The sequence below is a fragment of the Pseudanabaena sp. SR411 genome (assembly GCF_002251945.1).
Taxonomy (GTDB): domain Bacteria; phylum Cyanobacteriota; class Cyanobacteriia; order Pseudanabaenales; family Pseudanabaenaceae; genus Pseudanabaena.
Genome location: NZ_NDHW01000160.1, coordinates 12,108 through 33,577, shown reverse-complemented (window position 1 = coordinate 33,577; position 21,470 = coordinate 12,108). Strand labels below are relative to the sequence as shown.

Annotated in this window: 21 protein-coding genes and 1 pseudogene; 15 read left to right on the top strand and 7 right to left on the bottom strand. The window is 42.5% G+C overall.

Translation table 11 applies throughout. The annotated features are described in order from the left end of the window. Window positions 1-242: 242 nt before the first annotated feature. Both B9G53_RS27495 and B9G53_RS16560 read left to right on the top strand, forming a co-directional pair. The gene (locus B9G53_RS27495) at window positions 243-1,943 is read left to right on the top strand and encodes a hypothetical protein (protein ID WP_176453248.1); all 1,701 of its coding nucleotides are present in this window, start codon (window positions 243-245) and stop codon (window positions 1,941-1,943) included. Between the two features lie 261 nt (window positions 1,944-2,204). Next, window positions 2,205-3,557: a PhoH family protein gene (locus B9G53_RS16560; RefSeq protein WP_094534213.1), complete on the top strand. Its 1,353-nt coding sequence runs from the start codon at window positions 2,205-2,207 to the stop codon at window positions 3,555-3,557. 104 nt (window positions 3,558-3,661) lie between these two features. On the opposite strand, the gene B9G53_RS16555 is transcribed toward B9G53_RS16560, so the two are convergent. After that, window positions 3,662-4,837, bottom strand: coding sequence for an exonuclease subunit SbcD (locus tag B9G53_RS16555; RefSeq protein ID WP_094534211.1), 1,176 nt, complete (start codon window positions 4,835-4,837; stop codon window positions 3,662-3,664). 12 nt (window positions 4,838-4,849) lie between these two features. After that, entirely contained in the window at window positions 4,850-5,485 is a 636-nt protein-coding gene (locus B9G53_RS16550; RefSeq protein ID WP_094534209.1) for a ribonuclease HII, read from the bottom strand. Between the two features lie 289 nt (window positions 5,486-5,774). On the opposite strand from B9G53_RS16550, the gene trpB reads away from it, so the two are divergent. Continuing rightward, the gene (gene trpB / locus B9G53_RS16545; RefSeq protein WP_094534207.1) at window positions 5,775-7,007 is read left to right on the top strand and encodes a tryptophan synthase subunit beta; all 1,233 of its coding nucleotides are present in this window, start codon (window positions 5,775-5,777) and stop codon (window positions 7,005-7,007) included. 33 nt (window positions 7,008-7,040) lie between these two features. On the opposite strand, the gene trxB is transcribed toward trpB, so the two are convergent. Then, entirely contained in the window at window positions 7,041-7,979 is a 939-nt protein-coding gene (trxB, locus tag B9G53_RS16540; RefSeq protein ID WP_094534205.1) for a thioredoxin-disulfide reductase, read from the bottom strand. A 292-nt stretch (window positions 7,980-8,271) separates the two neighbouring features. Between trxB and remA the strand changes: the two genes are divergently transcribed. The 3 genes from remA (at window position 8,272) to B9G53_RS16525 (ending at window position 10,943) form a co-directional block, all read left to right on the top strand. Continuing rightward, complete coding sequence (gene remA, locus B9G53_RS16535; RefSeq protein ID WP_009629073.1) at window positions 8,272-8,532, top strand: extracellular matrix/biofilm regulator RemA; 261 nt, start codon at window positions 8,272-8,274, stop codon at window positions 8,530-8,532. Window positions 8,533-8,910: 378 nt separating this feature from the next. Next, window positions 8,911-9,480 carry a guanylate kinase gene (gene gmk / locus B9G53_RS16530; protein ID WP_254923688.1) on the top strand — a complete coding sequence of 190 codons (570 nt, stop codon included), beginning with the start codon at window positions 8,911-8,913 and terminating at the stop codon, window positions 9,478-9,480. A 146-nt stretch (window positions 9,481-9,626) separates the two neighbouring features. Then, window positions 9,627-10,943, top strand: a complete 1,317-nt coding sequence (locus tag B9G53_RS16525; RefSeq protein WP_094534202.1) for a D-alanyl-D-alanine carboxypeptidase — start codon at window positions 9,627-9,629, stop codon at window positions 10,941-10,943. Window positions 10,944-11,076: 133 nt separating this feature from the next. Here B9G53_RS16525 and B9G53_RS16520 read toward each other — a convergent pair whose 3' ends face one another. The 3 genes from B9G53_RS16520 to B9G53_RS16510 all read right to left on the bottom strand — a co-directional run bounded on the left by B9G53_RS16520 (window position 11,077) and on the right by B9G53_RS16510 (window position 13,404). Continuing rightward, window positions 11,077-11,655, bottom strand: coding sequence for a Uma2 family endonuclease (locus B9G53_RS16520; RefSeq protein WP_094534200.1), 579 nt, complete (start codon window positions 11,653-11,655; stop codon window positions 11,077-11,079). Between the two features lie 488 nt (window positions 11,656-12,143). Next, complete coding sequence (locus B9G53_RS16515) at window positions 12,144-12,890, bottom strand: hypothetical protein (protein ID WP_094534199.1); 747 nt, start codon at window positions 12,888-12,890, stop codon at window positions 12,144-12,146. Next, window positions 12,877-13,404, bottom strand: a complete 528-nt coding sequence (locus B9G53_RS16510) for a hypothetical protein (protein WP_094534198.1) — start codon at window positions 13,402-13,404, stop codon at window positions 12,877-12,879. Before B9G53_RS16510 ends, B9G53_RS16515 begins: the two co-directional genes overlap by 14 nt. 752 nt (window positions 13,405-14,156) lie before the next feature. Here B9G53_RS16510 and B9G53_RS16505 point away from each other — a divergent pair. The 5 genes and pseudogenes from B9G53_RS16505 to B9G53_RS16490 all read left to right on the top strand — a co-directional run. Continuing rightward, window positions 14,157-14,366, top strand: a pseudogene (locus tag B9G53_RS16505) (type II toxin-antitoxin system Phd/YefM family antitoxin); the annotation flags it as partial. 45 nt (window positions 14,367-14,411) lie between these two features. Continuing rightward, window positions 14,412-14,993 (top strand): Uma2 family endonuclease, encoded by a 582-nt coding sequence (locus B9G53_RS16500; protein ID WP_094534194.1) that lies wholly within the window; start codon window positions 14,412-14,414, stop codon window positions 14,991-14,993. A gap of 25 nt (window positions 14,994-15,018) precedes the next feature. Next, window positions 15,019-15,393 (top strand): Uma2 family endonuclease, encoded by a 375-nt coding sequence (locus B9G53_RS28105; protein ID WP_217901607.1) that lies wholly within the window; start codon window positions 15,019-15,021, stop codon window positions 15,391-15,393. After that, window positions 15,357-15,698: a Uma2 family endonuclease gene (locus B9G53_RS28100; protein ID WP_217901608.1), complete on the top strand. Its 342-nt coding sequence runs from the start codon at window positions 15,357-15,359 to the stop codon at window positions 15,696-15,698. The genes B9G53_RS28105 and B9G53_RS28100 overlap by 37 nt, the downstream gene beginning before the upstream one ends. Window positions 15,699-15,773: 75 nt before the next feature. Further along, window positions 15,774-16,559, top strand: a complete 786-nt coding sequence (locus B9G53_RS16490; protein ID WP_094534192.1) for a DUF3120 domain-containing protein — start codon at window positions 15,774-15,776, stop codon at window positions 16,557-16,559. A 229-nt stretch (window positions 16,560-16,788) separates the two neighbouring features. Here the strand turns inward: B9G53_RS16490 and B9G53_RS16485 are convergent, their stop codons facing one another. Beyond that, on the bottom strand, window positions 16,789-18,219 hold the full coding sequence (locus B9G53_RS16485; protein WP_094534190.1) for an MFS transporter: 1,431 nt from the start codon (window positions 18,217-18,219) through the stop codon (window positions 16,789-16,791). Window positions 18,220-18,674: 455 nt separating this feature from the next. Here B9G53_RS16485 and trxA point away from each other — a divergent pair, with 455 nt between their 5' ends. The 4 genes from trxA to B9G53_RS16465 all read left to right on the top strand — a co-directional run bounded on the left by trxA (window position 18,675) and on the right by B9G53_RS16465 (window position 21,361). Continuing rightward, complete coding sequence (gene trxA / locus B9G53_RS16480; RefSeq protein WP_094534188.1) at window positions 18,675-19,004, top strand: thioredoxin; 330 nt, start codon at window positions 18,675-18,677, stop codon at window positions 19,002-19,004. A 241-nt stretch (window positions 19,005-19,245) separates the two neighbouring features. Continuing rightward, complete coding sequence (gene pyrR / locus B9G53_RS16475; protein WP_094534225.1) at window positions 19,246-19,794, top strand: bifunctional pyr operon transcriptional regulator/uracil phosphoribosyltransferase PyrR; 549 nt, start codon at window positions 19,246-19,248, stop codon at window positions 19,792-19,794. A gap of 178 nt (window positions 19,795-19,972) precedes the next feature. Then, complete coding sequence (locus tag B9G53_RS16470; RefSeq protein ID WP_094534186.1) at window positions 19,973-20,476, top strand: endonuclease V; 504 nt, start codon at window positions 19,973-19,975, stop codon at window positions 20,474-20,476. 246 nt (window positions 20,477-20,722) lie between these two features. Further along, on the top strand, window positions 20,723-21,361 hold the full coding sequence (locus B9G53_RS16465) for an HAD family hydrolase (RefSeq protein WP_094534184.1): 639 nt from the start codon (window positions 20,723-20,725) through the stop codon (window positions 21,359-21,361). Window positions 21,362-21,470 lie beyond the last annotated feature (109 nt).

The window sequence follows — 21,470 nt, the reverse complement described above, 5'->3', positions numbered from 1 at the left end:
GAAAATCACTCTCTTAGTCCTATATAAATTGAAAACAAGAATTTTATATCCCTATTTCTATAATCTTTGGTATCTTATTTCTTCGCAAGCCCCTAATGGAACAAAAAACTAAGTAGATCGTCTTTTCTAAGAGACTTCTTGCCTAATATCGTGATGCATTGTGCGCCTGTTTAGCCATGCGTCACCAATCATAGGTTGACTCTAGCAAATCATGCAGTAAATCGAGCTAGGAATAAATAATAATGAACATTTTTCGTAAAAGTTTTCAGAAGACATCTTTATGTCTTCTCGCAGCAACTCTGACTACTGCTTCTTTTCTGAATACTATAGAAGCGATCTCGGCTCCATCTGTTCCCCAAATCGTCGCCCAAGTCCCACAAGACTGGCAAACAGGGGTACAGCTATTGCGTTTGCTCGACAACTCTGGCAACCTCTCAAGCATTGGCATCTTATTAGACATTGCCAATAAGCCTTCGACAACCTACGCGAATGCGGTATATCAACTCTATGTCAGACGTGCTGGGGAATGGCGCGAAGTTTATACCAACTCAGGTGCAAGACTACTTTCCAAAAATGCAGGACGACAATCCGCTTTTGTGGAAGTGATTCCCTTAAATTTACTGAGCCAAAAAATTTCGCTTGACGATATTTACAATGGTGATCTCAAGGCGGTGACTAGCGTGCGCTACGATCAGCCCAATGGCTTAAAAGATGCCAGATTTGAGATTGAAGAAACCAGATCCTTTACTTCAATTATCACAGCTAGTGCATCTGAGGTAAGTTCTGGACGTATTTCTTCGATATACATTAATACATCAAACAATTCCTCCAATAACTCATCAAACAATTCCTCCAATAACTCATCAAACAATTCCTCCAATAACTCATCAAACAATTCCTCCAATAACTCATCGAACAATTCTTCCAATAATTCTTCCAATAATTCATCGAACAACTCTTCAAACAATTCCTCGAATAATTCAGGACTTTCTGATCGCGATTTGGGGATTACAACTACTTCTTCGCAATCAACAAGTTCACAGTCTAGCCAAACCGTAGTTGTGCAAACTACCAATGTCCAGACTGGTAGCTCCGTGAAACCCATGAAACCCATCGTTGTTTCTAGAAAAGATGATGATGACGATGAAGATGATGACTATGATGACGATCGCCGCTCGGATCGTAAAGACCGTAAGGATCGTGATGGCGTTGAGCTATCTAGAAAGAATCCTCATCGTGGACATTTCAGTCTTGCGGTTTTGCAAAACCAGCCCCGCTTGTCTCAGGTAATTACACGTCTTTCGATCAAATCGAAGCGTTCTAATGGATTTCTCACAGAGCGCTTTATCGGTGATTATCGCTTTAATATTAATCAGCGTGCTACCTTTATCCGTGGGCTAAATCCAGGCGATCGCCTAATTGTGCGTTTATTCGATGTAAATAATCGTCCTCTAGGCTATAGCGAAGTTCAATTGCTCAAAGATTTTTCAACCATTAGCTTGATTTTACCCAGCGATCCATCAGCCTATGGGACTGTGAGAACTGTATGTGGCATTGATTCTAAGCGTGTTGGTAAGATCGATAGCAATGTCAGAGTCTATGACTACTTCACTCAAATCCAATCGACTAATGTTCTCAATCAAACAGTGGCTCGTTTTCTGACGACATCGCAAGGTATCCCCATTGGTTTATTTAATGTTGCAGGGCTACCTCAGGCAACTAATCAATTCACCTATACCAACGCTTTTTCCAAGGGTAATTATTCGCTAATTAATCGCACGATTAACGTATTCACTCAGGATATGCCCCCTGTAATGCAAGTGTTGCCAGGTCAGCTAGCTTCTATAATTTCGATTACTAACTCGCAGTCTACATTTGATGTAGTTCGCAAGATTCTAGATTACAAAGATCTGCGTCCAAATGGTATTTCTACCTTGTTTTAACTAAAAAAGGGGCGCTTAGCGCCCCTTTTTAGTTTTATATCGCTTTAATAAACCCAAAATAAAGAAAGACTGCGCGAAGCGCAGTCTTTCTTTGTTTTGGGTTTATGTTTTGGTGTTAAGCATTGTAGCGATCGCTACACAAAATCAACATAATTGTCTCGAAAGTGTCAAGATTAAATTTTAAGGACAGACAGTGCTTTGCGCGGTAAGAAAGCCCTTTAAAATCCTGCCCTCTTTAGCACTACCAAAAAATTTAACAATATGAAAAAGATTTTTGTGCTGGACACCAATGTATTGCTGTACGATCCCACAGCCATGAGACGCTTTGAGGATAATGAGGTCGTCTTACCGATGACCATTATTGAAGAACTCGATCGCTTTAAAAAGCAACCTGAGATGATCGGACGCAATGCGCGGCAAGTATCGCGAGACTTAGATGAATTGCGAAGTCAGGGGAATATTATCCAAGGAATTGAGTTGGAAAGTGGGGGATTGCTGCGAGTAGCCCTATGCGATCGCGAAACGTTAAAAACTCTACCCATTGAACTAGAAGGCGATCGCAATGACAATGCCATTCTCGCAGTCGCACTCGAACTTAAACGTGGTTGTCAATGTCGGGTTGTCATGGTCAGCAAAGACACCAATCTACGGATCAAAGCTGATGCATTAGGACTGGAAGCTCAAGATTACGAGACAAATAAGGTTGATGTTTCTGAGCTTTATACAGGTATTACAGAAGTAATCGTTGATGCGGCAAAAATCGATCAGCTTTTTAAGAATGGCGCGATTTCTATTGATGGTGAACTTTGCCCAAATCAAGCGGTGATGCTGATCGATCAGTTCAATCCTTCCCATACGGCTTTAGCGATCGCCATTAGTGGTAGTCAAGATTCCACAAAATTAGTAGCCATTAATAAGCTCGTCAATTCAGGGGTAGTGGGAATCAATGCACGCAATCGCGAACAAAAATTTGCCCTCGATCTTTTGCTGAATGATGCAATTCCCCTCGTTACCCTCGTTGGCAAAGCTGGCACTGGCAAAACTTTGTTAGCGATCGCGGTGGGATTACATAAGGTTGCCGATGAGCGCGTATATACTAGGCTTCTGATTTCACGCCCCGTAATTCCGATGGGTAAAGACATTGGCTTTCTGCCTGGGGATATTAAAGAAAAACTTACACCTTGGATGCAACCCATTTACGATAATTTCGATCTGATTTTTGGCTCTCAGTCTCCTAAAGAGCCGAAAGAAAAGCGGAGTATGCATTCACATACTCGGCGAGGACATGAAGACTTAATGGAACGAGGGCTGCTTCAGATTGAACCTCTCACCTACATTCGAGGACGGACTATTCCTCAACAATTTCTGATTGTAGATGAAGCACAAAACCTTACTCCCCATGAGGTGAAAACTATTCTGACCCGTGCTGGTGAAGGCACAAAAGTGATTTTAACAGGCGATCCAGAACAAATCGATAATCCCTATATTGATGCAGCAAGTAATGGTTTAACCTATGTGGTAGAACGGTTTAAAAACGATCCTTTGGCTGGACATATTACCCTCAGTAAGGGTGAACGCTCGAAGTTAGCAGAGCGCTCTACCGAACTTCTTTAATCCCAAAGCACAAAATGGCGTAGCCATTTTGTGCTTTAAAACCCTTGCTGGGTTTGGTTTTTAATTTACAAAAGTGTGCCGACACTTTTGTAAATTGGTATGACTCAAGCTAAATTTGTGGGGACTTCACTAAATTCCATATACAACTCTTTGAATGCGGTAATTACTTCAGGCGACAAGTTTTTTTCCCGATCGCTATAAAACTTTTGAAACTCAGCGATCGGATCGAAGCGATCGTAATCTTTTGGTTCAGGAACCTGTACTGACTCATTCACGATTAGCTTTGGCTCGACCATTACCGCTTGAGGGCAGATTTTTCGCACTCGATCCGCAAGTCCGATAGGTGGCGTATCCACAGCGATCGCAAATTTTAAATAGCCTTCATAATCACGATGGGCTTCTAGATGCTCATCCAGTTGATCCAGATGACATTCGACGCGCTTGAGGGGCTTATGGCAGGTGAGCGGCTGAAATTGCACTTTTGCAGGTCTACCAGTTTCCACTTCAATTAAGTTAAATCCTTTCTCTTCGCCCACCTCTCCAAAATCTACTTGAATTAAAGAACCTGCGTAATAGGTAGGCGCAGCATTGGGAATCTGCTGTGGTCGATGGATATGTCCTAAGCCCACGTATTGACATTCTGAAGGAATCGATTGTCCTGAAAGACTATAAACATCACCACTATAAAAAGCCGCCTCAGAACCTGTAAACTTTGCACCATCAACGGTCATGTGTGCCATCATTACATTTACAGCATCGGTTTTAAAGGCGCTAGCGAGATTCTGAAGAACATAGGTAACTGTCGTTTTATAGTCATTGCGCTGCTCCAAAGCATCTTTATTCCACACATCCTCGGCAGCTAATAACTTCCGTTCGGAGGCAAAGGGCATTGCACCGATACAAAGCTTGCCATTGGCTGTATCAATATTCACCACTCCGCCTTCTTCGGCAATTCTGGGACGACCTAACGCTCTTACTCCTGCTAACGATAGCAAATCGGCGAGGCTATCGATGCGATTTGCCGAATCATGATTTCCTGCGATCGCTACTGAGGGAATGCTTAACTGATTGAGCTTATAGAAAAAATCATAGGCAATGCGCTCTGCTTCGGTGGTGGGATTTGGCACATCGAAAATATCACCTGACACTAAAACAGCATCCACTTCATATTCTTTGGCATATGTGAGGATTTCCTCTAGGGCTAAGGCAATTTCAGGCGTGCGATCGACTCCCTTTAACTTTCTACCCAAATGCCAATCTGAAGTATGTATTAAACGCATAGTCCTTGTGTGTTAAAGAAGGGATTGCTTCGCAATTACTTCTTTGATTTTAAAAGTTTTGCGGTGTAACTCACTGTAACCTAATTGAGCGATCGCCTGTCGATGTTTAGCCGTGCCATAGCCCTTATTTGTGGCAATGTCATAGCCTGTATAGATTTCTGCTAGCTCGACCATGCGGCGATCGCGCCATACTTTCGCGATAATGCTGGCTGCCGCAATTGATAGTGATAGAGAATCCCCTTTAATCACAGTAGTTTGGGGAATTGGGGCAATGAGTTTAAATCGTAAAAGTTGATTGCCATCGATCAGGCAATGCTTGGGTTGCGGATTTAGCTGAGCGATCGCCCTTTCCATCGCTAGTAAACTCGCTGCGAGAATATTCATTTCATCGATTTCATCAACTGATGCTGTACCAATTTCACATGCGATCGCCACTTCACGAATGAGTAGATCTAACTTTTGGCGGCGTTGAGGTGAAAGCTTCTTGCTATCAGTCACGCCGAGATCTTCTAAATAAGCTAATTGATCAATGGGCAAAATTACTGCCGCCGCTACAACTTCACCAAATAGACAACCTCGCCCAACTTCATCAACGCCTGCAACTGGATAATTTGTAATTTCTAGCGATCGGATGTCTTCTTGATTCATGAAACTGATTAATCTTTTGGTATATAGCTGTCGCCATTCTTGTTAGGACATAAAACCCAAATAGTGTGAGGAGGCGCGAAGCGCCTCCTCACACTATTTGGGTTTTGATTTGTGCTGATACAGGTGTCTATAGCTATATGTTACAGCGCAAAGTACTGACTTAAAACCCAGTGAAAATTTGAAAGTGCCGCGAAGCGGCACTTTCAAATTTTGTTATCCTAAATACAGTGCCATAAGCACCACAAGCAAGTTTTAATAGTAGCTAACTCATCAGTCAAGATCCACCGCAATGACCACAACGCCGATCGCACCCAAAACAACTGCACCATCCACAACCGTTAATCGTCCCGATGCATTAGGACGGTTTGGTATTTTTGGGGGCAAATATGTCCCCGAAACCCTTATGAGCGCTCTTACTGAGCTAGAAACTGCTTTTTATCATTACAAGAATGATCCAGATTTTAACAATGAGCTAGACGGCTATTTGCGGGACTATGTGGGTAGACCAAGCCCTCTATATTTTGCAGAGAGATTGACACAGCACTATGGAACTGCTCAGATTTACCTAAAGCGTGAAGACCTCAACCACACAGGCGCACATAAAATCAATAACGCACTTGCTCAAGTACTCCTTGCGATCCGTATGGGCAAAAAGCGCGTAATCGCCGAAACAGGCGCAGGACAGCATGGTGTAGCTACAGCCACAGTTTGCGCTCGCTTTGGTTTAGATTGTGTAATTTACATGGGTGTGCAGGACATGGAGCGTCAAGCGCTAAATGTGTTCCGCATGAAGCTTATGGGTGCAGAAGTACGCCCCGTTGAGGCAGGTACTGGCACGCTCAAGGATGCCACTTCTGAGGCAATTCGTGACTGGGTAACTAATGTCGTTGATACCCATTACATTCTCGGTTCCGTTGCGGGTCCCCATCCTTATCCGATGATTGTGCGAGATTTCCATGCGGTGATTGGTAAGGAGAGTCGTCGCCAGAGCCAAGAGAAATGGGGCGGTTTACCAGATATTTTACTGGCTTGTGTGGGTGGTGGTTCTAATGCAATGGGACTATTTCATGAATTTGTCGATGAGCCAAGCGTCCGTTTAATTGGTGTAGAAGCCGCAGGTAAAGGTACAAATACCGAGTTTCATGCCGCAACTCTTACCCTCGGACGTGTTGGCGTATTACATGGTGCAATGAGCTATTTATTGCAAGATGCTGAGGGACAGGTACAGGAAGCCCATTCCATTAGCGCTGGTTTGGATTACCCTGGAGTTGGACCAGAGCATAGTTATCTGAAGGATTTAGGACGTGCAGAGTATTACAGTGTCACCGACCAAGAAGCGCTAGATGCATTTCAACGACTCTCTCGTTTGGAAGGAATCATTCCTGCTTTAGAAACATCCCATGCGATCGCCTATCTAGAAACTCTCTGTCCACAGCTAACTGCTGATCAGCGCATCATCATTAACTGTTCTGGTCGTGGTGATAAGGATGTAAATACCGTAATTCAACATTTGCATCTCTAACAAGAATGGTTGCCGCGCAAAGCGCGGCAATCATTACATTGCCGATAGCCAGCGCTCTGCTTCAAGAGCTGCCATACATCCAGTCCCTGCGGCAGTAATTGCTTGACGATATTCGTGATCTTGGACATCGCCACAGGCATAGACACCTTCGATGTTAGTGGCTGTTGACTTTCCTTTCGTGACAATATAACCAGTCGCATCAAGTTCTATCTGTCCTGCAAATAAATCAGTATTTGGAGTATGCCCGATCGCATAAAAAAGTCCACCCACGGCTAAATCACTCTCCTCCTTAGTGACAGCATGGTGAATTTTCACCCCTTTGACAATCTCTTCCCCGTAAACATCAATGGGAATAGATTGCCAATGCACCGTAATTTTCGGATGATTGAAGACTCGATCCTGCATAACTTTACTGGCTCTCATGCGATCGCCTCGCACCAGTAAATGAACCTTCGAGCCATACTTAGTTAAAAAAATTGCTTCCTCAGCAGCCGTATCCCCACCACCAACTACCGCTAACTCCACACCCCGAAAAATTGGCGCAGCCCCATCACAAATAGCACATGCTGAAATTCCGCGATTCCAATACTGTGTTTCACTGGGTAAATTGAGCCTTTTGGCAGTCGCACCTGTGGCAATGATCACGCTTTTAGCTTGGACTTCCTGAGAAGTTGATTTCACTGTAAAAGGATAATTGCTAAAATTAACAGTGATCACGTCTTCCATCACTAATTCTGCACCACAGTTGATCGCTTGCTCCTTCATATAGCTCATCAACTGTGGACCCATTATACCAGTGGGAAATCCTGGAAAGTTTTCTACTTCGGTAGTTGTCATCAATTGTCCACCCGCAATTCCTCCCTTTTGAAACCCTTCAAATACAAGTGGGTTCAGGTTAGCGCGTCCAGCATAAATGGCGGCGGTATAGCCTGCGGGTCCTGAGCCAATAATCACTACATTTCTAATTGACATAATTATCTTGCTTATAAAATCTTGCTTATAAAATTTTCAATTTGAGGGTAAAGTAAAACCCGAAAAATGCGTTGAGAATTACTGCATTTTTTGAGTTTTATCTGTTAACAAAACTGACAATAGATTTAAAATCTGAAAGTAAGAGACTAATAAGTATATCTGCTTAATTAAGATAGATTTCGCCATACATGACAAAATATATCGTATCTAATTGATTTTTCTTGGATAATGCGATAATACTTTCAAAAATGAAGCTACACCACCTCTAAATCGATTTTAGATCGATAAAATTATGGACATTAAGCTCATCAACATCGGCTTTGGTAATATTGTTTCGGCAAACCGAGTTGTAGCGATCGTTAGCCCCGAATCTGCTCCTATCAAGCGTATCATTAGTGATGCACGCGAACATGGTAAGTTAGTTGATGCTACCTATGGTAGACGCACAAGAGCGGTAATTGTTACCGACTCTAGCCATGTAGTTCTATCTGCAATTCAACCTGAAACCGTCGCTAATCGTTTTGTCATCAGTAAAGAAGGCGCTACAGATTAAACCAACTTACAGCAATTATCGATCCAACGAACCACAAGAGAATTTTTGAAAGTGTTGCTAAGCAACACTTTCAAAAATTCTCTTGGTTTGGGCTTGAGCGCAAAGCGTTGTAAAAATCGTTGCTTTGCAGGGATTTTTACATATAACTAATGTTACGTGGAAGGAATTCCTTAGATAGCGGAAGTCTAGGGATGGCACGGGGGCACAGCCCCTACGAAATATTAATTATTCAGGTAGGGGCAACCCCCCCCGTGGTTGCCCTGCTTAGCTGGCGGCAGCAGATTCATCATCTGAGTTCCACGTAACATCAGATATAATGTGAATTTGATGAAAGCGCCAATTACTATTAACTCTATCTCTAGAGAGAACTACGAAACGTTGAGCGAAGATAAATTAAGCGTAGGCAAATTAATTGTTGTTACGGGACCAAGTGGTGTCGGTAAAGGCACTCTATTACAGAAACTCCTTGAACGCTATCCCGATCACATTCTCTTTTCGATATCAGCAACGACTCGATCGCCCCGTACAGGGGAAGAACATGGTCGCGAATATTTCTTTTGGGATCGGGCTGAATTTGAACAGAAGCGTGATACAGGTGAATTTCTGGAATGGGCTGAATACGCAGGAAATCTCTATGGCACACCGCGTAAACCGATTGATCAGGCGATCTCCTTAGGGCAAATTGTTCTGTTGGAAATCGAACTGGAAGGAGCGCGACAAGTGGCGCAGTCTTTCCCCAGTGCCAAACGAATTTTCATTGCCCCACCTTCGATGGAAGTATTAGAAAGTCGGTTGCGCGATCGCAGTACGGATAGTGATGAACAAATTATCAAACGCTTGCACCATGCCAAGTTGGAAGTCGCCGCAGCCAATGAATTTGATATTACAATTATCAATGATGATCTAGAAATTGCTTTACAGCAACTCGAAAGTGCCATGTTTGACTAGAATCCCCAAAACCGATTTTTTGAAAGCCCGCCTTCGGCGGGCTTTCAAAAAATCGGTTTTTATAATGAGAATTGCTGCACTAGAATGATTGTGCTTGTGTTGGCAAAGCCAACACAAGCACAATCATTCTAATTGCGGGTTTCTTTATGACTACGTGGAGTCTCGTTGGTGCTTTGCTGTTATCGGTTTCGACCCAAGTTCTCGATGGTCGTGAAGTCGCCGCAGTGCCTCGGTCAGTGATGAGCTATGCCAATCGTCCAGTCCTAGCCTCAGAAGAGATCGCCAATAATCAGTCTGATCCCGTTGCGAAGCAAGCGATCGCCACGATGCTCAATGATCTCAAGCAAGCAGGGCTAACTAATCCCGAACAAGGTGTATGGATTCAGTCCTATGATGGGGCGATCGCCTCAGGTCGTTTAGCAAGTCGCCCCTTGCCTTCAGCTTCGCTCACCAAAAATGCCACTACCTTAGCAGCATTGCAAACTTGGGGATCAAACCATCGTTTTATTACAAATATCAGTACTACAGGTCAACTCACAGGCGACACCCTCAAAGGCGATTTGATTATTGAAGGCAGTGGCGATCCATTTTTTGTATGGGAGGAGTCGATCTCCCTTGGTAATAAACTTAATCAACTAGGTATTAAGCGCGTTCAGGGCAATTTGATTATTACAGGTCAATTCTCTATGAATTTTGAGCCTGACCGACAAGAATCGGCGAACTTTCTCCGTCTCGCCTTTGATAGCAGTCGATGGCAGGGTGAAGTTGCTGAGCAATATACAACGATGCCCGTGGGAACGCCCAAACCGCAACTAGTGATTCTTGGGAATGTGCGAATTGTGCCAAATCTTGCTGTAGATAATGTTTCTACTCGCAAATTACTGATTCGTCATGCATCGCTACCCCTATGGCAAATCCTGAAGCGGATGAATACCTTTAGCAATAATGAGATGGCGGAAACTCTAGCAAGGCAACTGGGTGGCAGCAAACAGGTAGCAGAGATCGCCGCTAATGCAACAGGGATTCCCATTTCCGAAATCAGATTAATTAATGGCTCAGGTTTAGGACAAGGCAATCAAATTTCCCCTCGTGCGACGGTGGCGATCCTGATGGCAATTCATAATCGCGCCCAAGTCGAAGGGCTAACCCTTGCGGATCTCTACCCAAGTAGTAATTGTAACTGTGGCACGATTGAGGGTCGGACAATGCCAAAAGGGGCGATCGTCAAAACTGGCACGCTTTCTGATGTCAGCAGCTTGGCAGGGATCGTCCAAACTCAAGCCCATGGCGCAATTTGGTTTGCGATCGTCAATCGTGGTGAAGGGGATATTGATGCTTTTCATCGATCGCAGGATCGCGTATTACAAGCGTTAGTTACTAAATGGGGTTTACCCAAATTACCAACTGCTAGTTTTGCCGAAACACCTTGGCAAGACAGTGATCGCAACGAGATCGTGAAATAAATCATTCAGTCACAATTTAGACTGCTCAGTTCTTGCAGGATTTAGCTAAGCTGGTTGAAACCAATCCTCAATCTTTGAATTTGTAAAAAGCTAGAAAAAGAAAGACACGATGTGTCCTTCTTTTTCTAGCAGCCTAAACCCAAAAAGATCGCATATCCAACTTAAAACTAGGTAATACATCTTCGCCCAGCAGAAAATCTGGAGATTCTACAATTTGGTTTATACCGCTAGGACGATAAATTTGGGTGGATTTGTTTTTACGATCAATTAACCAGCCCAACCTCACCCCTGCCGCTATGTACTCTTCCATTTTCGCTTGCAGATCGATACGATTGTCGGTTGGTGACATTAGCTCTAAAACAAAATCGGGGGCGATCGGCGGGAATTTAATGCGCTGATCTGGGGTGAGGGCTAACCATCTTTCTTGAGAAATCCATGATACATCAGGCGATCGCTTACTGCCATTAGGAAGTGCAAAACAAGTAGAAGAATCAAATACCTGCCCTAATTTCATCTGGTCATTCCAAATCCAAAACTTGGCAATTAGCCCTGCATTATAAATTCCTGTTTCTCCTCCCGTTGGAGCCATGATCACAATTTCTCCAGTTGTCGTCTGCTCTAATTTAAGTTCTGGGTTTGCCTGACACAGGGCTTCAAACTCTCTGCCTGTGATTTTCGCGATGGGTTTGATATCAAAGATAATCGTATTCATGGCAGTAGATCATTTGCCCAAGATATTTGATCAATGTAGTTAATAGTATAGTTATAAAGCTTTGGGATTTGTTGAAGACCAAAGCGCTGTTTGTAAAGGCGGATAGCGATCGGGTTTGTTTGTGATCGCATAAAACTAAATGCTGTTTATTTTTTGTGATTTCTCATAAGTGATCGCTTTTGTTAAAAAAAAATTTACCGAAAGGTACATTTCAGTAATGATCTAAACATTTACACAGCGATCGCTAAGTTCTCCACAAAAAAGCGATCGCTTAACAATTATTTGTTATTTGTACTTGGCGATCGCCAATAACTTCTCGGAACTCAACAACAGAGTAGGATGTTTTTGATTGCCTAATTTCGGCAGAAAACAGTTAAACTTGTCGAGTTTATGAACTTATCGGTTCGGTCTAACGTACATGGTCAGCGGCTATCGACAACCTTGTCAGCGGCTATCGACAACCTTTGCCACTCCGACAACGACTTCCTTCAGTCCGTTGCACTAGGGTTGTTATGCTGCGTTGGTTGCTCGGCTTCTTCCGGTGACATCCAAGCTTTGACAATAGCTAATGTAATAGTGCTGTAGGGATTATCTAGAAGACTCTCCATAGCAACTTCACCACCAGCTCGAAGAGCATTGGCTAAACGAGACTTAAAATTAGGGGCAACTTTTGTCTTGCTTTCTTCAAGAGCAGAATCTGATTCCTCCAATTGCTGTAAGAGTTGTTGAATTTCAATAGAAGCTTCAGTTTCTCCAGTAACTTTCACTGCACTTGCTACACGAGACTTGAAAGCAGGAGTCACTTCTTCATTAACATAGGCAACTTTTTCAGCCTCTGTAGCGGTAGGATTAAATTTTTCTAATTCTTGTAAAAGTTTGTGTATCTCAACAGCAGCTTCAGCAAGAGTTTGTTTACTTTCAATCGCATGATTAATACTTCCACCAACATAATCCCCACCAACGTAAACCCCTCCTTCCCGAATAATGATTTGATTACCCACACTTGCCCAAGGAAAAGGTTTACTATCTAAAGCTTTTTTAAATGCGTCAAGAGTCGCAATTGAAATTAGACCCAGAACAATTACTAAAGCTTGCTGTAACTCAGTAGTCATATCAATCCTGACTAAAATAAGAACTATTGAGAGCAGGATGATTGACAAATAAACTGCAACAAAAATCTGAATACGTTTCTCAAACTTAAAGGCACTTATTACACTTAAATTAGGGTCTTGCATTTTTAGGCTCCTCAGATTGAATCCCTTTTTCTTCTCCATAAGATAGAAGTTCATCTGAATCTTTAGGAAACCCTTTTAATCTATCCAAAAAACCACTTATCTCTTCTAAAGAATATCCTAAAGGTCTAGCCAAACCTAAAACCAAGAATAATAAACCCGCTAGAGGTACAGCTTGTAAGAAGTATATTCCAACACCAACGGAGACAACACTAGCTACAATTTGCTGACCACGCTGAAAAATCGCTTTTTGTTTTGCCTCTTGAAGCTGAATCTCTGCTGACTGTTGTGCGTAATCTAATCGCCTATCTTTTACATCCAATTCTTGAATTTTTTGCCTTAGATCTATCAGCCTCTCACATTCTTCAGCTGTTCCGGCAAGTGCAAACCGCTCACCAAGAACCGCTTTGTAGATCTGAATATCCGATTGAACTTCCCGTTCTGCGATCGCTCCACCTTGGGAACGATCGGATAGTAACGTTATTTTCTTTTGCTGTTCTAGTTTTTCACTTGCCATTCCTACCTCTACGTCGGTAAGTTGCTATTCACAATACCACTGATCAGTATAGAGCATCAACAAATAACCTCCTGCATACCACCTTAACTAATAGATGAAGCCGCATAACTATGTATTTGACGGAAAAATTCTGTCTAGTATGATTATAAGAGGGTGTTTGAGAAGTTTTTTCCCCCCTCTAACTCCCCCTTTCAAGGGCAGGGCTATTTCAAAAACTAGATAATTGAAGATAACAAGAGTAAATATACTTTTCAACATTTTCTTTATACTATTTGACTAGAAGTCACTAAATTTAGACAATTTCTCTGATCAGTGTTAGTGCTAATCAATGACTCAAATGGCTAAATCTCGTTAAAAGTCTGATACTTTAATCAAAAGTTAAAGACTAAATTTAGTCAAATAATAGTAAATACTAGAATAATTAACGTTGAAAGCTATTTATCAATCATTTAATCTGATTTACTTGTTCTTGAAATAGCCCTGCCCTTGAAAGGGGGAGAATTCAAGTCCCCCCCCTTTCAAAGGGGTATTAAAGGGGGTAAAAGCAGAAATTTATGCTAAAGAGGATACTTCTCAAACACTCTCTAAGGGATATAGGCTGAATGTAAAAATTCTGCCTAATCACCCAAATAGCTTATTAGCCAGACACCGCAATATATTATTCAGATTAATTACTTGATAACTTTATGCTGTTTCACATTTTTTGTTCCGTGATAGCATTAAATTGAATGCAAATTTGATGCAGTAGCTCTATGATTAACCTCAGCCAAGACATTCAACCCCTATCCACCTTTAAGCGAAATACTAATGAACTCATCACCCAGATGAGAAATACTGGACATCCCATCGTATTAACCATCAATGGCAAAGCCGAATTAGTCGTACAAGATGCAGCGTCCTATCAACAATTGCTCAATAAAATTGAAGAACTAAAAGCTATTGTTGGAGTAAAAAAAGAATTATAAGACTTGGCAAAGGTTCACACTAGATAAAAGAAAATTAAAGCCATGACGATCGCCACAGAGCAAGCTAAATCTAAAGCAAAAATTTGGACTGATGAAGAGTTTATGGCTCTGCCCGATCGCGGCGATCGCTACGAAATTATTGATGGGGAGTTGGTAACTTTGGGTAACTCTGGCATGGAGCATGGGAATATCGGCATATTCCTTGGCGGCTTAATTGAAATTTTTGTTAGACAACACCGTCTTGGTGTTACCTGCGATTCAAGTACTGCTTTTAAAATGAAAGGTGGTAACAAGCGATCTCCTGATATTTCCTTTGTAAGCAAAGAACGTCTAACTGGACTGAAACGTTTGCCACAAGGATTTTTTGACGGTGCGCCAGATTTAGTTGTGGAAATTATTTCCCCCGGCAATACCTTTGAAGAAATTCATACCAAGGTTGAAGAATATTTTGCAAGTGGAACGCGATTGCTATGGATCATCCATCCCGATGAAAAATTTGTACTGGTTTACCATAGCCCCCAACCCGATCGCTTACTGCGTGGTGATGACATTTTGGATGGCGAAGACGTAATTCCTAATTTCAAGGTTGCTCTCAGCGATTTATTTAGAACCCTAGATTTTTAACATCAAATTTTCGAGGTGAGTCGTCATGATTGCCATCCCTAAGCCTCTTGAAATAACAACAACTCACACTGAGCAATCTCGACCTGTTGCCGAACAAAGGATCTGGTTAGAAAACATCAGTTGGCAAACCTTTGAGCGATTGCTAGAAGATATAGGCGATCGCCGCAGCACTTTATTTCATTACATCAATGGAAACTTAGAAATTATGTCGCCAATGGCGCTACATGAGCGCAGCAATCGGTTTATTGATGATTTAATTCGGGTGCTGTCCGATGAGCTAGAAATAGATTTATGTAAATGCGGCTCATTATTGATGCGGGTTCCTGAACTCAAGATTGTGCAGAACCTGACTCTTGTTATTACATTCAAAATGAGCCAAAGATTCGCAATCAAAATGTAATTACGATGGGGCAAGATCCGCCACCCGATCTAGTATTAGAAGTCGATATTACTAACCCAAGCGATCGCCGTTTACCGATCTATGCTCAACTCCAAGTCCCAGAAATTTGGATCTATAACGGCTATAGCTTAGATTTTCTAGGCTTAGAAAATGGGGCATACCTTAAAATAGAACATAGCTTGTCTTTTCCTAACTTACCTGCGGCAGTGGTAGTAGAGTTTGTGCAGAAGCGATTTGAACTAGGCGATCGCCAAACCCTCAAGGAATTTCGGCAATGGGTAAGCGACAATCTTAAAAAAAGCTAGCGGCTAAGCTAGCTTGGTTAAAAAAGCCTGTTAGTATATTAAGTAATAAAAATTAATATAACTTTTTAAGATACTTTGTTTTTAAATCCTGACAAGGTTGAACTAGAGGAGCGCACCTTAGCACGTTCTACATCAACAGTTCAGGCTTTACCCTTAACTGCAAATGTTCCGTCTGCGTTTCCCCAATACTTATCGCAATACTTACTTGCCCTCGCTTCCTTAGTGCAGCATTGGCAAGTTTGGTTTGCAGCTCTTTTTTTAGTATCCGTCCCCGTATTTTTTGAAGCTCCCCTCGTGCGTTATGCCCCTTGGTTGAGCTTGATTTGTACTGTCGGTTGGCTAGCGATCGCCAAGCATCTCCAAGCAGACCCCAAAACTAAAACATGGGGCAGCTTAGTCTGGGGCTTTAGCCTCACATGGCTATGTGGTTCCCTCTATTGGGGCTGGTTACGTTGGGAGCCAGCCTATCATGTGCCTGTTGAAGCTTTGGCTTTGCCTTGGGCAATCTGGGCAACTCGTCAAGATGCTTACCGAGTCGGCGGGTGGTTCTATATTGGCTCATTATTAGGAACTGCGATTACTGATTTCTATTTCTACATCGCAAATCTTTTTCCAAATTGGAAAGCGTTGATGCAAGTTGAAGCCAATATCAGACTCGCTCAACCAATTCTAAAAAGTGCTTTAGCTCTAGTAGAAACACCTTGGGGCATGACTTGGGCTTGTGCTTTAGCAGCATTGCTCTTGATTACAGGTAACCGTGCCATGCGATCGCCTGATCTCGGTTATTGGGCTTTTGGTGGTGCGGTGCTAGGTACGATTTTTGTGGACTTGCTATTTTTTAGCGTTGCCATATTGGGATAAAAAAAGGAGTTGCTAAGCGACTCCTTTTTTTATCGATATTTTTTGCCAAATAAAAACCCAGCGTTGGTGCGCTGGGTGCAGTCAGTTTAAGGCTTCATTGATAAGTAGATTACTTGAGTAGGTTCTCTTTCCACCTCACGCGATCGGGTGAAAAAAATAAATAAAGGCGGCACTTCGTGCCGCCTTTATTTATTTGGGTTTTGATTGAAATTGTTGTAAAGCAATAACTTCAATCAATTGGTAAGGAATCTACTTTTTTAAATTCTCCATTCCAAGGTGCGAAAAATGGCAAAAATAGCATCCCTGGAAGAGCTAATAGCAATGTAAACAAGAAAAATAACGCCCAACCCTTGCCATCACTGCCAGCAAGCCAAAGGTTTTGATTAATTGCTGTCCATGAGGGCATGTTGCGCTGGATAAACTGGGCTGACTCCCCTGAAAATGGTGAAGCTAATAGATCGCGTCCAACCGCAAATAGACTTGATAGCAAGGCAAATTGAGTTGCCGAAAAACTAGGATTGCATAACACCATCAGAAATCCTAAAAAACCTGCGGTTCCTAAACCACTACAAAAGTTCTCCACATTAATCGCAGCAAGTAAAACAAGGTCATTTTTGCCAGCAATGGAAATCGCGTAATAGCCGATATTACTGATCGCTTGCAAAAATCCGAAAACCCATAGCGATCGATTGACCCCAATTTTGCTCAGAATGGCTCCCCCGGCCAAAGTCCCCACAATTGTGGCAACCAGTCCAATTCCCTGTCGAACCGTGCCAATCGTGCCATCATCAAACAAAGTTTTTAAAAAAGGAACTGCCATTTTCCCCACCATCGCATCACTAAACCGATAGAAAATCGTGAATGCGAGAATTAATAAAACTTTCCCCACTCCCAAGCGTTGAAAAAACTCTTGAAAAGGTTTAACTACAGCCTCGTCTAAGGTTGCAGGACGAGCATTAGCTTCTGGTGGTTCGGGAGCTACGATCGTGGCAATCAGTCCAAAGCTCATCACGATCGCTAGCAACACATAGACCCAAGCCCAGCCAAATTTACTCAGGCTTAAACCAGTAAATCCGTTATTAAATAGAAACTGTGAAAGCGGTGACTTCCAACTTAATCGAGTTGCTAAATTAAAACCTACAAATCCTGCAAATAGCAGTGCGATTCGATATCCCATTACCCAAATACCAATCCCCGCACCCACTTCCTGAACTGCTAATACATCAGTCCGATAAGCATCGATCGCAATATCTTGAGTGGCACTGAGAAAAGCAAGCATCAAAGCAGCGATCGCCAACATTGGTAAAGCAGCGTTACGACTAGCCAAATCAAGCTGGTCAATTGTAAACATTTGTAAGGCGATCGCCAAAATAGCAAGGATTAAACCAACCTGTGTTAGTAAAATCCAACCTCTGCGCCGCCCTAAAAAAGGTGGTACAAACCGATCAATTAACGGCGACCATAGAAATTTGAGCGAATAGGGCAGTGAAACTAAGCCCAGCCAACCAATCGTACTAAGGTCAAACTTAGCTGTGGTAAGCCATGCCCGAAATGCATCATCGGTGAGCGCATAGGGTAGCCCTGACGCAAATCCTAGTGATAAAAGCGCCGCCATTTTGCGACTCTGAAAAACTCGAAAAAATTGGGCGATCGTATTCATACTTGCGGATTAGACTACAATATATATGTAAGCGGAGACGAAAGTTTCCGTTCACTCCTCACACCACATTCCGCCTGAGCTTATGAGCAGCAAGGGCGGTTTCTTCTTTTTTACCTGTAGGCGAAAAAAAGTGCCTTTTGGCAAATTTTTTGCATCTGAGCTTATACTCCCTTGTCACCCAAGAATTAGTGGTGCGACACTTCGCGTCGCACCACTAATTCTTGGGTTTTAATGTCTAGTTTGAGACTGAGAAGCAAGTAAGCAAAATCAAAGGCAGTTTCTTATTTTTGACTATAAGTGCTTTTTGACACTAAAAACTTCAAAATCAGTTTTGATAAATTGGGTATTCTTCTTAACAATTCTGGTTTTTAGCAAATATGTGATTCTAGCTGTTATACTACCTACACATAATTTTTGAAGTTAAAAGTTTTTAGTATTTAGGGAGTTAGCAAAGCATGTCATCAGCGATCGCCGTCACAGATGCTAGCTTTGAGCAGGACGTACTTAAAAGTGACATCCCTGTTCTAGTAGATTTCTGGGCCCCTTGGTGTGGACCCTGCCGTATGGTTGCTCCTGTAGTGGAAGAAGTCGCCACACAATATGAGGGCAAAATTAAAGTTTTCAAGCTTAATACCGATGAGAATCCTAGCGTAGCTGGACAATATGGCATTCGCAGTATTCCCACGCTCATGTTATTTAAGGGTGGTCAGCGTGTGGATGTGGTTGTCGGTGCTGTCCCTAAGACAACACTATCTACGACAATCGAAAAGCATTTAGATAGCTAAAGATTTTTCCATCTCTAAAACAAAAGGGGCGCTACGCGCCCCTTTTGTTTTAGAGAGATAATCTCAAAGCGCTATATCTCTATATCTATGGCTGCTGTCGCCAGTCTTCTTAGGCAACAAAACCAAGAAGCGAATGGCGGCGCTTCGCGCCGCCATTCGCTTCTTGGTTTTGGAGTTGTCCTAATAGTAAGTGGCGATAGCTATAATTACAGAACTACCAACTAATTTACTGAAACTAGTAGTGTCACAATCCAAGATTGTCGAAATTTTATCTGAGGACGAGTTACGCCGCACGATCAATCGTCTGGCTTCGCAAATTGTCGAGGCTAGCGGCGATCTATCCAATGTTGTCCTGCTCGGTGTTTATACTCGTGGTGTGCCGCTAAGTGTGGCGATCGCCAAGCAGATTCATACCCTTGAAGGAATCTTAGTTCCTTCAGGTGCATTAGATATTACTTTTTATCGGGACGATCTCGATAAGATTGGACTGCGAACACCTAGCAAAACCGAGATTCCCTTTGACTTAAATGGCAAAACTGTAGTCTTAGTGGATGATGTCATTTATAGCGGTCGGACAATTGGGGCAGCGTTAAATGCCATTCATGATTATGGTCGTCCCAAGGTGGTGAGACTATTAGCCTTGATCGATCGCGGTCATCGTGAGTTACCCATCCATCCTGATTTTGTGGGACGAACATTACCAACTTCTAAGGATGAGCAGGTCAAAGTATTTTTGAGCGCCGCAGGGGATGGTCGCGATGGCGTTGAGTTAATTAAACCAATCAGTTAGAAATTGGATAAAAAATGTGTAGGTGCATAGCATTCCCACAGAGATTTATGCGTTTACAGATTGCCTCAATTTGAGCTAGATAATTCTTAAATGGTTTGCTTAGATTGAGGAGATTGATTAGACATTTGAGTATTAAACTTACTGCATGGGAGATTAAAGATATAGAAGGTATGGCGACATGATATTTGCGGTTGATGTGGATTATCGAGAGGGGAAGGCTGTAGCGGCTGGAATTGCCTTTAATGATTGGGAAGATCCTGTCCCTGCTAACACATTTATCGCTCAAACGGATCAGGTTGAAGAGTATCAACCAGGGGAGTTTTACAAGCGCGAACTACCAATTATTTTGCTGCTTTTAGCACAACTTCCACAACTTCCAGAGATAATTGTTATTGATGGATATGTCTATCTAAATCACCATCAAAAAGCAGGATTAGGGCTTCATTTGTACAATGCACTTGATGCGAAAGTAGCAATCATCGGTGTGGCGAAAAGTCGCTTCCAAGATATTCCTTCAGAAACTGAGGTGTTGAGAAGTGATAGTAATCGACCATTATTTGTAACTGCGATCGGTATCGATGAATCCGAAGCAAGAGATTGCATTAAAAAAATGCATGGCGATCATCGATTACCAACCATACTAAAAGCTGTGGATAGACTTTGCCGAGATTCGTATTTATAGCAATACAGCGCAAAGCGCTGATTTAAAACCCAAAATATAGCTGTAGCCATTCTTGTTAGGACATAAAACCCAAATAGTGTGAGGCGGCGCGAAGCGCCGCCTCACACTATTTGGGTTTTGATTTGTCCTGATACAGGTGGCTATAGCTATACAAGTAGCGGCGCAAAGCGCCGCTACTTGTATTTTGGGTTTTGATTTGTTCTCTCTAACTTTTGCATTACTATAATTTGATAAAATAACAGCATTATGGATACAGTGTTATTCGATTTAGATGGAACTTTGACCGATCCCAAAATTGGGATTACTACCTGTATTCAATATGCTCTCAATCAACTTGACTACCAGTCACCAGAAACTGATCAACTTCTTTGGTGCATTGGACCTCCACTGACAGTTAGTTTTGCGAAGTTGCTGCAAACTAACGATAAAGTGTTGATTGATCGCGCCATTACCCTTTATCGCGATCGCTTTGCCACAGTAGGCTTATTTGAAAATTCGCTCTATCCCCAAATCCCTGAAACTCTCAAATCGATTCGTGCCGCAGGTTATCACACCTACATTGCCACATCTAAGCCCCATGTGTTTGCTAAGCGGATTATTGAGCATTTTGCTCTGACTTCTCTATTTGATGGCATTTATGGCAGTGAATTAGATGGCACTCGCAGTGACAAAGCCGAGCTAATTCGTCATATTATCCTCAGTGAAAATCTGAATCCTACCAAAACAGTTATGGTTGGCGATCGTTCCCATGATGCGATCGGGGCAAAGAAAAATCAGCTTTTAGCGATCGGTGTGACCTATGGTTATGGCACTGAAGAAGAGCTAAAACTTCATGGGGTCGATTTGATCGCTAACTCTCCTAATGAAATTACCCAATATTTATGATAAACCAAAGCCCAAAATGGCGTAGCCATTTTGCCCAAGAGAGAGTGGCGGCGCGAAGCGCCGCCACTCTCTCTTGGGCTTTTAACTATATTTATAGATGACGATATGC

Bases quoted from the DNA above. Each gene is read 5' to 3' on its own strand.
- B9G53_RS27495 (WP_176453248.1), top strand. From the start codon at position 243: ATGAACATTTTTCGTAAAAGTTTTCAGAAGACATCTTTATGTCTTCTC.
- B9G53_RS16560 (WP_094534213.1), top strand. From the start codon at position 2,205: ATGAAAAAGATTTTTGTGCTGGACACCAATGTATTGCTGTACGATCCC.
- B9G53_RS16555 (WP_094534211.1), bottom strand. From the start codon at position 4,837: ATGCGTTTAATACATACTTCAGATTGGCATTTGGGTAGAAAGTTAAAG.
- B9G53_RS16550 (WP_094534209.1), bottom strand. From the start codon at position 5,485: ATGAATCAAGAAGACATCCGATCGCTAGAAATTACAAATTATCCAGTT.
- trpB (WP_094534207.1), top strand. From the start codon at position 5,775: ATGACCACAACGCCGATCGCACCCAAAACAACTGCACCATCCACAACC.
- trxB (WP_094534205.1), bottom strand. From the start codon at position 7,979: ATGTCAATTAGAAATGTAGTGATTATTGGCTCAGGACCCGCAGGCTAT.
- remA (WP_009629073.1), top strand. From the start codon at position 8,272: ATGGACATTAAGCTCATCAACATCGGCTTTGGTAATATTGTTTCGGCA.
- B9G53_RS16525 (WP_094534202.1), top strand. From the start codon at position 9,627: ATGACTACGTGGAGTCTCGTTGGTGCTTTGCTGTTATCGGTTTCGACC.
- B9G53_RS16520 (WP_094534200.1), bottom strand. From the start codon at position 11,655: ATGAATACGATTATCTTTGATATCAAACCCATCGCGAAAATCACAGGC.
- B9G53_RS16515 (WP_094534199.1), bottom strand. From the start codon at position 12,890: ATGCAAGACCCTAATTTAAGTGTAATAAGTGCCTTTAAGTTTGAGAAA.
- B9G53_RS16510 (WP_094534198.1), bottom strand. From the start codon at position 13,404: ATGGCAAGTGAAAAACTAGAACAGCAAAAGAAAATAACGTTACTATCC.
- B9G53_RS16500 (WP_094534194.1), top strand. From the start codon at position 14,412: ATGACGATCGCCACAGAGCAAGCTAAATCTAAAGCAAAAATTTGGACT.
- B9G53_RS28105 (WP_217901607.1), top strand. From the start codon at position 15,019: ATGATTGCCATCCCTAAGCCTCTTGAAATAACAACAACTCACACTGAG.
- B9G53_RS16485 (WP_094534190.1), bottom strand. From the start codon at position 18,219: ATGAATACGATCGCCCAATTTTTTCGAGTTTTTCAGAGTCGCAAAATG.
- trxA (WP_094534188.1), top strand. From the start codon at position 18,675: ATGTCATCAGCGATCGCCGTCACAGATGCTAGCTTTGAGCAGGACGTA.
- B9G53_RS16470 (WP_094534186.1), top strand. From the start codon at position 19,973: ATGATATTTGCGGTTGATGTGGATTATCGAGAGGGGAAGGCTGTAGCG.
- B9G53_RS16465 (WP_094534184.1), top strand. From the start codon at position 20,723: ATGGATACAGTGTTATTCGATTTAGATGGAACTTTGACCGATCCCAAA.